The organism is Hyalangium sp. (assembly GCF_045802625.1).
Lineage (GTDB): Bacteria > Myxococcota > Myxococcia > Myxococcales > Myxococcaceae > Hyalangium.
Genome location: NZ_JBJMQP010000039.1, coordinates 165,575 through 176,373 on the forward strand (window position 1 = coordinate 165,575; position 10,799 = coordinate 176,373).

Consider the following 10,799-nt stretch of genomic DNA (forward strand, 5'->3'; position numbering starts at 1 on the left):
TGGCGGTGGCCCTGCGAGGAGCGCGCCTCGCAGGGCCCACCGTGGGTGGGTTCCAGGATCTCGCCGCCAGCGTCAGGCGTTCCCTCCTGGAGCCGTTGGGGTCATTCGCTGATCCATGAGCGTGCCGTGCTCCGCGCCGCCGACAGCGTTGAGAATGGACTGGCCACGCTCGTCGACGAGCCGGGTGAACAGTTGCTGGGCGTAGCCGAAGACGATCGCCCAGGCGATGATCTGTGCCGAGGTATCGAGCGCTGACAGGCCGGGGAGAAACTCTCCGCGCATGAGCAGGAGCCCCAGCACTGCCGTCAACGCTCCGGTGGGCAGCTTGAGCAACGCCAGGGCCAGGGGGATGCTGTACGGCACGGAGGTACCTCGGAGCTGTCGCAGGGCCGCAGCGGAGGCCACCGCAGCTGCGATGAGACCGACCAGCTCGATGACGAAGTAGTCCGCTCGGCCCGCGAGCCTCTTGAACACGGGGTCCGGGGCCAGCTGCGTGGAGGCCAGCGTGCTCTGCGCGGAGCCGGGCTCGCCCGGCGTCACCTTCGGCTCGCTCGCGGTGGGACAGACGAACTGCTTCTCGGGTTCGAAGCAGAGGGGCGCCAGCCGCGGGTTCGCGGCCATGATGGTCCCGAGGGCGACCGCGAGCACCGTGAGACAGACGGTGACGCCGTACACGATGTTGCGAAAGCTGCGAACGCGGACGTACTCCCGCTCCTGGGCCTCCAAGGCGGCATGAACCGCGGTGACCACCGTCTCACGCTTCGACTCGTCGAGGCTCCGTCTCTCCTCGCCGGGCTGTGCTCGCTTCTCCTCGTTCTGGACGCGTTGGAGGATTTCCTCCATCGCCACCCGGCGCGGATCCTGCGGGGGCAGATGCGCCCGGATGACGGTGTTGAACTCGGGCAACCAACCTCGGAGATCCTCGAGGGGCATGTAGCGCAGCATCAGGCAGATCGCCGCGTGGATGTTCGTCTCGATGGTGTCGATGAACGCCCCGAACCAGCCCCAAGGTGGCCGCGTCCGGTCGGCAGCCAGTTTGGCTGTCTTGAGAAAGTCTTGGGCTCGCCCGGCAAGCTGCACGGCCTTGGGATCTCCCGCGCGCTGCGCCATCAGCTCACAGAGCGCGCCCAGCTCGCCGATGCGGGTCAGCGAGCGCTGCCCACACGACCAGGGGGCACTCAGGAAATGAGCGCCCTGCCCCAATGAAGCGGTCGTAGTCCCCATGATTCCCCCGGGCAGGCGTTTGAGCCCTCGTGCATGCGGATGGAGGAGGTGTGCGGCCCTCCCGCTTCAATATGAGCAGTGGGGCCCGGCCTGAGGAGAGCCCCGCCCACCGCCTCACCCGCAGGTCAACGCCCGCTCAACGTCACGAGCGCTCGCGCTGCTCAGGATCGCCTCTGCAGCTCGGGGAACTTGCCCACGGCCTCCTGGACATCCGCGGGGAAGTCCGAGAACTCCTGCACCTGGCGCAGCTCGATCACCTCGTTGTCGGAAGCGGGGCAGCGCGACGCCCACTCGATCGCCTCCTCCTTGGACTTCACCTGGATCATCCAGTAGCCGCCGAGCACCTCCTTGGCCTCGGCGAAGGGCCCGTCGGTCACCTTGGGCTTGCCGCCGGAGAACGAGATCCGCGCGCCCATCGACGGAGGGTGCAGGCCATCGAGCGCCAGCAGCACGCCGGCCTTCTGCAGGGATTCGTTGTACTTCATCATCGCGGCAACGGCCTTGGGGTCCGGCATCGTGCCCGGCTCGGCCTTCTCGTACCCCTTGGGAATCATCAGCATCATGAAGCGCATGGTTTTCTCTCCGTGACTTCGGGTGGGGAGCAGGCGTCCAGGCGGCCTCGACCGTCTGAACTCCGGCTCTACTGGTGCGTCGAACCAGGGTCCGCGAGATCGACACGCCGAATTTCTTTTTTTCCGAGGGCTCCAAGTACCCGAAATCACGGGATTTGGGTCGTGGCGCTCCCGAAGAGCTACCGCAGAAGCAACTCGCGGAAGACGATGTCCTGCTCGTACCCCAGCCGCCGGGAAGTCTCCACGAAGCGTTCGGAGGCGATGATCGCCGTCGGGAATTCATCCAAGCGGAAGACATCCATCTGTTGGGGGAGCGAAGAAACGCTCAGGACGAGCTCCTCCGGCCGCTTCCACCCCTTGCGGCCACACTTCACGCAAGGGGCAGGACTGTTCTCCGGCAGGCAGTCCGGGTGCACCCTCCCCCGAGGTAGCAACTCCAGCTCCAATAACTCCGGCGGGTTCTTCTTTCGGAAGCGCAACTCCGTGCGGCAGCCCTTGAGGCCCTGGACGCCCTCGGCTTGCAGGCGCTCCAGCACCTCGCGTCTCAGCAACAGCGCCCAGGGGTAATGCATCAGGAAGGGGCCAAACTCTCCCTGGGCCGTGCCCGTCAGAGGCCCAAGGGCAGTCCCGGGCCAGAGCGGCACGCCTGGAGGAACCAGCGGGCGCACCTGCTCGCGGAGCCGCTCGAACTCGGCATAGTCCTCCTCCAGCCGTGCAACGTACTTCTCCTGATCAGGCAGTTGCGACAGGTCCGCAGACGGATAGGCATCCGAGAGCCCACCCCAGATGGCGTGACACACGGGGCAGTGCACGCCCGGTAGAGACCACCGCTGCGCGGCACTGTACGAGCCTGAGTAACGTGGCTCCCGGACGTCATCCACCTTGTAGTAGCGCATGACGCCTCAGCCCCCGGTGATGGGCGGCGGTTGGGTCCACCGGCGGTAGTACGGAACGACCGGGCCGGCCAGCCCGGCGCGAGCGTACCGCGCCCAGCGCTCCGCTGGAGGCCCATGCCTCCCTTGATGGGGGCAGCATTCTGTGGTGAGACACCCTGACCGGTAGCTGGTGAACCAGCCCCCTCCGAACCAGGAGCCCTTGCCTGGTGACGCCGCACGACATCCTCCAGCAAATGGAGGTCCCGGGAGAGTCAGGGGTCTTCGTGCTCGGGTGCTTCGAGCGCCGGGTCACCCTGTACTCCCAACAGGTCCGGGCGCTGAACCTCATCCACTCGCTCTTCGTGGAGAACCGGCTGCGGGAGGGGGCCCGTGTCGCCGTGGTGGGCGGTGGCGTGGCGGGGTTGACGGCTGCGGCGGGAGCGGCGGTCCGGGGCTGCAAGGTCACCCTGCTCGAGGCCCAGGCCGACCTGCTCTTCCTGTTCCGGAACAGCCGGCAGCGCTGGCTCCACCCCCACATCTATGACTGGCCCGAGGAGGGCTCCACCCAGGCCCGCGCGGGCCTGCCGGTCCTCGACTGGACGGCGGGGACCGCAGCGGATGTGGCGAAGACCGTGCTCGCGGATTGGACGCAGTTGCAGGCTCGGTATGGCATCCACGTCCACCGGGGCGCGACGGATGTGACGGTGCCTCCGGGATCCAAGGCTGAACGCACCGTGACGTGGAACAGCCCGGGCTTCCATCGAGAGAAGTTCTCGGTGGTCATCCTGGCGGTGGGCTTCGCCCCCGAGCAGAAGCACGAAGACGTGCCGCCCCATTCCTATTGGGCGGACGACAGCCTGGACCGCCGCTTCCATGACCCCGGCGCGAAGAGCCACTACCTGGTGTCCGGCACCGGAGATGGAGGGCTGGTAGACCTATTCCGCCTCCGCATCGCGGACTTCCGCCATGAGCGCTTTGTCGAGGAGCTGCTCTCGGAGCCCTCGCTGGACGGCGTGAAGGCCGAGCTCCTCCAGATCGAGGATGAACTCCGCCAGGGAAAGATCGAGCCTGGAGATCTCTTCGATCGCTACGACACGCTTGAGGCTCCTGAGCTCGACAAGCGCCTGGAGGGGAAGCTGAGAGCGGAAACGTCGGCGGTCCTCAACGGCCTGGATTCCTCTCCGCTGAGCGCTGGAACCTGCATCCTGAACCGGTTCCTGGCCTCGCGGCTGCTCAAGCTCGGCGTCCGTTACAAGAGCGGAAAGTTCAAGGCCACTCGCAAGGATGACGGTTTCGACGTCTTGTTCGCGGGCTCGAAAAAGCCGGAGCACTTCCAGCACATCGTCGTCCGCCACGGGCCAGACCCCAGCCCGGTGAAGTCCTTCGAGCTCCTCACGGAGGATGCAGAGAAGAAGCTGCGTGCGTACGCGGCGCTCGATCAGACGCGCAGGCCCATCTTCAAGAACGAGGACTTTCCGTGGGCACCGTCGGGCGCTGGGGCCAGCGCCGGCACCCAGCCAGAGCCTGTCTCCGCGTCACTCCCCGACAAGGGCGACTGCTTTGGCCGGGACGAGCTGGTGAAGAAGCTCGTCTCCGCGTGGCTGGTGGAACACCCTCGCCCCGTCACGCTCCTCGGACCTCCGGGAGTAGGCAAGAGCACCCTGGCCATTGAGGCACTGCACGCCCCGGAGATCGTCCAGCGCTACGGAAGCCGCCGGTACTTCATCCGCCTGGATGGCGCGACCTCGAAGGATCAGATGGCCGCACAGATCGCCGCACAAATCGGCGTGAGATCCGACGTAGATCTGTGGCAGGTCGTGAAGCAGCACCTGGGCGCTGGGCCCACCGTTCTGGTCTTGGATAACGCGGAGACCCCCTGGCACTCGGACTCGGCGGGAACGGAGGAGCTGCTCCGGCAGCTTCGCGGAATTGAAACGCTCGCCTTGGCTTGCGCGGTCCGAGGCAACGATTCGCCCGTCATTCCCCGGGCGGATCCTCCCATCAGGGTGCGTCCGCTCTCGGAGGCGGCGGCCGTTGAACTGTTCTGCTCCATTGCGGACGACACTCGCCAGGATGATCCGCTGCTCGCGAAATTGCTGGCGGAGCTGGAGGGGTTGCCACTCGCCATCAAGTTGATGGCTCAGATCGCTCGGGGATTTTCCCTGTCGCTGACGTGGAAGATGTGGCAGCAGAAGCGCGGGGCGCTCGCCGGAATGTCTCCTCTGGGCGCAGCGGTGCAGCTCTCCGTGAATGGGCCCCGCATGACCGATGCGGCCCGAAGACTCCTGTCCATCCTGGCCCTCCTGCCCGCGGGAATCGCGCAAGACGATCTGGAGCCACTCCTGCCGGGAGAGGGGCTCGAAGCGGCCGGTGTCGTCTCCAAGGTCGGGCTCGCCTTCCTTGAAGACCCTCGTCTTCGGATGCTCGCTCCCATCCGCGAGCAGGTCGCCACATCCTGGCCTCCGCCACCTGCTGAATCGGACCGAGTGTGGAAGTTCTATCTGGCACTGGCTCGCAACGAAGGGCCATCCGTCGGTACGCGCACCGGAGCGGTAGCAATGGCGCGCCTAACGGACGAGGTCTCCAACATCGAAAAGGCGATAGGAACCACCCTCTCCCTAAACAGCTCGATTGAGACCATCGACGCTGCCATTGCTTTGATTGACTTCATTCTCTTCTCTGGCTACGCGTCCTCCCGGGTTCTTGACCAAGCACTCGCTATCTCCAAGGCACTCGCGGACATGTACCGTGAGGCCAACTGCACCTTCAGCCTCGGCAACATCGCCCTGACTCGCTCCAACTATGAGGAGGCGCGCTCCCGCTTCGAGCAAGCCCTGCCTCTCTACCAGAAGGCCGGGGACATCCAAGGCGAGGCCAACTGCATCAAAAGCCTCGGCGACATCGCTCTGGCTCGCTCCAACCATGAGGAGGCGCGCTCCCGCTTCGAGCAAGCCCTGCCTCTCTACCAGAAGGTCGGGGCCATCCTCGGCGAGGCCAACTGCATCAAAGGCCTCGGCAACATCGCCCTGGAGCGCTCCAACCATAAGGAGGCGCGCTCCCGCTTCGAGCAGGCACTCTCCCTGTATGGCCGTATTCCAGAACCTTACTCAATGGGGATAACGCACCGGCAGCTTGCGAGAATTGCGGCGTCTACCGATGAGCGGAGACAGCACCTTGCCGCTGCCCGAAAGGCCTGGGAGAGCATTGACAGACAAGATCTTGTCGATGAACTGAAAACAGAGTTCGGAACCGACTTCTGACGTTCCTGGGCCCACAGCCCGTCTGGCTCACTGCGTGGTGGCTGGAGCGGAGTTGGGTTGGCGCCCGGGTTGGCTCAAGACCGGCACGTAGCACTTGTTCTTGAACATGCTGCTGCCCTTGTGGCCACTGAGCGTCAGCGCCTCGCAGTTCTCCTGGTCCAGGGGCATCTCCAGCCAACAGCCGCCATTGAGCGCCACCTGCTTCTTGTGAGGGCAGCGCCCCTTGGAATCAGGCCGGACCTGCTCGGGAACAGGCTCGGGCAGGGCCTCCTCCGTCAGCCCGCTGGGCGCGTGGAGTGACGCAGGGGCCTGCGTGGCGGTGACGGCCTCGCCGAGCCCTGTCGTCTCCACCTTGGAGCGGCTGGCCTCCTTGGCTCCGGCACAAGACAGAGCGGGCACGTCCGCGAGCAGCCGAGTGCCCATCCCCCCCGCGCCCAGGGCCAGCAGCACGGCCGCCGCCAGGGCGAGCCGAGGCCGCCTCTTTGAAAGGGAGCGCGGCGCCGCGGAGGGCCCCAGTTCGAGCGGCACGAGCTTTTCCAGCTCGTCAGCGAGCCCGGCCGCGGTGCCGCGCTCCTGGGGGCGCACCGAGAGCAGGCGCAGAATGCAGGCGCGCAGCCGTGGATCGATTCGCGGGTCCCGCAGCTCGGCCGGAGGCTTCACCGCGTCCACGTGCCAGTCTCCGTGCTCATCCCGGCGAGGCGCGGAGAGCCGGGGGTACTCGCCGCAGAGGAGCCGGCACGCGGTCATGCCCAGGGCGAACAAGTCATCGGCGGCCCGAGCGCGGTACTGGAGCGAGCGGTCGCGATTGAACTCGTGGCACCAGGACTCCGGAGCGCGGTAGAGGGGCGTGCCCGGATGCGTGGCGGCCGGAGTGAGCGTCTCGGCGCCCGGGGAGTGGCAGGAGCCAAAGTCCACGAGCAGGGCGCGGCCGTCCGAGTAGCGCACCAGGATGTTGTCCCCCTTTACATCCCGGTGAACGGCGCCCAGGGCGTGGATCTGCTGGAGTGCGCGAGCCAGCTGGGCCAGCACCTGCACGCAGCGAGGGGAGAAGCGGGGAGCCAGCGGATGATCATAGAGGGAGCTGCCATCCACCCACTCCAGGACGAGGAAGGAATGGAGGCCCCCGCCTGGCACCTGCCACACACCGGAGTCGTAGAGGCGAGGGATGCTGGGGTGACGCAGGCGCGAGAGCAGCGCGGCCTCGCGAGCGAAGCGAGGGTTGTCCGGGAGCACGGACAGTTTGAGGGCGACGGCGGGAGCGTGCTCCTGGCCCACGGGGACAGCGCGGTAGACGGCGCCATGGACACCCCGGCCGACCCAGGCCACCACGCGCCAGCGCCCGACCACCGTTCCTCCGGGGAGCAGGGCGGGATCCAGATCCGGGACAGACAGAGGCTCCATGGCGTGGGGCTCGCGAGGTAGGGGAACCACTCTGAGGCCCGCGTAGACTACTTCACGAGAGTGCTCAGCCCAGCGCTGGAGTGAAGGGCCCGCGCAGACCCGAGCGGAAGACCGCCACACAGATCCAGGTGGGGATCGCGGAGATGATGGCCAGCCCCACCAAGCCCACCGTTTCGACATCTCGAGAGCTGTCCGGGAAGAAGGCGATGGCGAAGATGGCCAGCCACCAGATGCCGCACAGCGACAGGCCCACGCCTCCCATCGCCAGTTTCATCCACGACCAGAAAGTACGCTCCGGCTCGCGCTCCGCCATCGCCACCGGGCCGGAGGTCCATCCGCCCTGGGCGATCATCACCTGCTCCTCCACCGCCACCGGAGCCGCCATCACGGGCATAGCCAGCGCCGAGCCCCCCACGACCTGCTCGGCCTGCAGCGCCTTGTAGAGCTTGCGCCCCCAGCGGACCTCGATGAACAGCACCACGAGCGCCAGGAACGCATACCCGGATCCAGTGAACAGGAACGCGTCATACGAACCATGCAGCAGCATGGCCGAGCCGAGCCCCGTCCAGATCAGGGCCGTGCGCTGCTCCGGCTCCGCGAACCGGGCTCGGCCCACGAAGGCGCCCATCACCACGCCCGTAAAGGCATGCCCCGGAACAGCAGTCAGGGCACGCAGCACCGCGGTCCCCATCCCGTGCTCGCCCACATAGAGGATGTTCTCCAGTGTGGCGAACCCGAGCGAGGCCGTGGCGCCATACACGACTCCGTCGAGCGGCTCGTCGAAGTGATCCTGGCGCCACACGAACAGCCGCAGCACGAGGAACTTGAAGAACTCCTCGGGGATGCCGGCGCCCAGGAAGCCCTGCACGAAGGCGCTGCCCCACATGCCCCCGGTCATCCCCTTCCCCATCGCCTCGAGCATCATCGCCACCGGCACCACGGGGAGGCAGATGAACGCGCCCAGCAGGAACGTCTTCATCAAGAGCCCACGGGGCTCGGGGTTCTTGTCCCTCGCGTAGACGTACCAGAGCAGCAACAGCGACGGGACGATCGCCGATCCCCCGAGCATGAGCACGGACATGCCCCCACGGTAGCAGAGCCCTCACGCCGGAAACGAGCGGGGGTCTCCCGTGCTCAGGCCGCTCACTCCGCGTCAGGCCCTGCCTTGTCGGATGGTGGCACGCGCGGCAGGAAGACCGTGAAGCAGGAGCCCTGCCCCGGCTGGCTCTCGACGGAGATACGCCCCCCATGCGCGGTGACGATGCCGTGCACCACGGCCAGCCCCAGCCCCGTGCCCATTCCCATCGGCTTGGTGGTGAAGAAGGGCTGAAACAGCCGGGACAACACCTCGGGCGGCATGCCCGCTCCGGTGTCCCGCACCTCCATCCGCACCTGCTCGCCCTCCTGACGCGTGGACAGCCGGACCACGCCGCCTTCCTTCGTGGCCTGCCCGGCGTTCACCAGCAGGTTCACTAGCACCTGGGCGATCTGCCTGGGCCGCCCCACCATCTTCCCCACCTCTCCCAGTTCCACCTCCACCTTGCAGTGCCCGAGCTGGCCCTGGGCGATGCGCAGCGCCGCCCGCGCCTCGTCGTTCAAGTCATACTCCGTGGGCACCTCCGCATCCCCGCGAGAGAACCGCCGCAGATCCGACACGATGGCATTCACCCGGCGAATCCCATCCAGCGTCTCGGGCAGCACCTCCTCCACGTACTCCCGCAGCGGCTCCGGCAGCTCCGGGTGCCGCCGGAGCTCCTTGTAGAGCGAGCTGATGTTGCTGGTGACGAAGCTCATCGGGTTGTTGATCTCGTGAGCGACGCCCGCGGCCATCACGCCCAGGCTGGAGAGCTTCTCCTGCGCCAAGGCGCGCTCGCGCGCCTTCTGGAGCTGCTCTCGCTGCAGGAGCACCTGCTGCACCGTGACCTGGTGCAAGGAGGTGCGCTTGTCCGCCACCAGGAAGGTGACCCCCCCGAGCACGGTGAAGGCCAGGGGCAGGATCGGATCGCACCCTCCGAGCAGCGCCAGCGCATCCACGAAGGCCAGATAGGCGACGACTCGCAGGCTCTGCCAGCCCCCCTCGCCCGGGGCCCACATCAAGCTAAAGGGGACATAGAGCCAGAGCAGCACGGACCAATGCGTCAGCCAGCCCAGGCCCGCGATGACCAGCGCGTTCACCCCCATCCGCGCCCCCTCCGCCCAGGCGAAACCGATCCGCCTGCCCACCCACTCGATGGCCACGACGTTGAAGAAGATGTTCACCGGCACCATCCCGCCCAGGATGGCCACCACTCGCCACTGTCCCCAGAATTGGAACATGAGCGCGGCGAACACGACGGTGGCGCCGGCCTTCCGCAGGGCCAGCAGCTCACGGCGGATGTCCTCAGGACTCACTTCCACGGGTGGACTCATGGGCCTCCGAGGAGATCCAACCCTCCTTCGGGTCAGCCCGTACAGCCCGGCGGTGGCTGTCCGTTATAGCGGATGAGTTGACTCCATCCGTTATAGCGGATATTTGTTGACCATAATGGCGATGTCTCCTTCACCCCTGGCCGTGACGTGCCGCCCCCGGCGGTGTCCCCGCTCACGTGGGGGTATCGCGGGAGGTTGAGCCCGTCGGCCGCGGCAAGGCGGCCCTGGCTGTCCTCGCCTCTTCTTCTTTGCTCGTGGGGCCCGCCCTCCCGCTGAGGGAATGGGCTCCTTTTGTCTCTTGGAGTGCCCGATGTCGCAGTCGCAGCCATCCCCCGCGGTGCTCTCGCAGGAAGAGTTCGCCGCCACCTCGCACGAGCTGCAGTCGGCGCCGGCCGAGCGCGTGCTCGCCTGGGCCGAGCGCCGGTTCGGCGCGAACGCGGTCATCGCCTCGAGCTTCGGCGCCGAGGACATGGTGCTGATCGATCTGGCGTGCCAGCACGCGCCGAGCCTGCGCCTGTTCACGCTCGACACGGGCCGGCTGCCTCCAGAGACGTACGAGCTGATGGAGACGGTCCGCAAGCGGTATGGGCTCGCGGTGGAGACCTTCTTCCCCGAGCGCAACCGCGTGGAGGCGCTCGAGTCCGCCCAGGGGTACTTCTCCTTCAAGCAGAGCATCGAGGCGCGCAAGCAGTGCTGCGGTCTCCGCAAGGTGGAGCCGCTCAAGCGCGCGCTCGAGGGCCGGCAGGCGTGGGTGACGGGGCTGCGCCGCGAGCAGTCGGTGACGCGGACCGGCGTGGAGGTGCTCGAGCTGGACGCGGATCACGGCGGCCTGGTGAAGCTGAACCCGCTCGCCGGATGGAGCTCCAAGCAGGTGTGGACGTACATCCGGGAGAACGGCGTGCCGTACAACGTGCTCCATGATCGCGGCTACCCGTCCATCGGCTGCGCGCCCTGCACCCGCGCGGTGAAGCCGTACGAGGACGAGCGCGCCGGCCGCTGGTGGTGGGAGTCCGCGGAGAACCGCGAGTGCGGGCTGCACGTCCGCGGCTGAGCCACGC

At 67.1% G+C, this 10,799-nt stretch carries 8 protein-coding genes; 2 read left to right on the forward strand and 6 right to left on the reverse strand.

The features are described from left to right. Window positions 1–72 precede the first annotated feature (72 nt). The 3 genes from ACJ8AT_RS06830 to ACJ8AT_RS06840 all read right to left on the reverse strand — a co-directional run bounded on the left by ACJ8AT_RS06830 (window position 73) and on the right by ACJ8AT_RS06840 (window position 2,692). A complete protein-coding gene (locus ACJ8AT_RS06830; protein ID WP_407736808.1) occupies window positions 73–1,224 on the reverse strand; it encodes a hypothetical protein in 1,152 nt (383 codons plus the stop codon). A gap of 161 nt (window positions 1,225–1,385) precedes the next feature. Beyond that, window positions 1,386–1,796: a YciI family protein gene (locus ACJ8AT_RS06835; protein WP_407736809.1), complete on the reverse strand. Its 411-nt coding sequence runs from the start codon at window positions 1,794–1,796 to the stop codon at window positions 1,386–1,388. A 179-nt stretch (window positions 1,797–1,975) separates the two neighbouring features. Then, the gene (locus ACJ8AT_RS06840; RefSeq protein ID WP_407736810.1) at window positions 1,976–2,692 is read right to left on the reverse strand and encodes a double-CXXCG motif protein; all 717 of its coding nucleotides are present in this window, start codon (window positions 2,690–2,692) and stop codon (window positions 1,976–1,978) included. A 206-nt stretch (window positions 2,693–2,898) separates the two neighbouring features. On the opposite strand from ACJ8AT_RS06840, the gene ACJ8AT_RS06845 reads away from it, so the two are divergent. Then, window positions 2,899–5,931, forward strand: a complete 3,033-nt coding sequence (locus tag ACJ8AT_RS06845; protein WP_407736811.1) for an FAD-dependent oxidoreductase — start codon at window positions 2,899–2,901, stop codon at window positions 5,929–5,931. A gap of 27 nt (window positions 5,932–5,958) precedes the next feature. On the opposite strand, the gene ACJ8AT_RS06850 is transcribed toward ACJ8AT_RS06845, so the two are convergent. From ACJ8AT_RS06850 to ACJ8AT_RS06860, 3 genes are all read right to left on the reverse strand, one after another. Beyond that, window positions 5,959–7,332, reverse strand: coding sequence for a serine/threonine protein kinase (locus ACJ8AT_RS06850; RefSeq protein ID WP_407736812.1), 1,374 nt, complete (start codon window positions 7,330–7,332; stop codon window positions 5,959–5,961). Between the two features lie 64 nt (window positions 7,333–7,396). Continuing rightward, on the reverse strand, window positions 7,397–8,413 hold the full coding sequence (locus ACJ8AT_RS06855) for a PrsW family glutamic-type intramembrane protease (protein ID WP_407736813.1): 1,017 nt from the start codon (window positions 8,411–8,413) through the stop codon (window positions 7,397–7,399). Window positions 8,414–8,475: 62 nt separating this feature from the next. Then, entirely contained in the window at window positions 8,476–9,729 is a 1,254-nt protein-coding gene (locus ACJ8AT_RS06860) for a sensor histidine kinase (RefSeq protein ID WP_407736814.1), read from the reverse strand. A gap of 322 nt (window positions 9,730–10,051) precedes the next feature. Here ACJ8AT_RS06860 and ACJ8AT_RS06865 point away from each other — a divergent pair, with 322 nt between their 5' ends. Then, window positions 10,052–10,792, forward strand: a complete 741-nt coding sequence (locus ACJ8AT_RS06865) for a phosphoadenylyl-sulfate reductase (RefSeq protein ID WP_407736815.1) — start codon at window positions 10,052–10,054, stop codon at window positions 10,790–10,792. The last annotated feature ends 7 nt before the right edge of the window (window positions 10,793–10,799 follow it).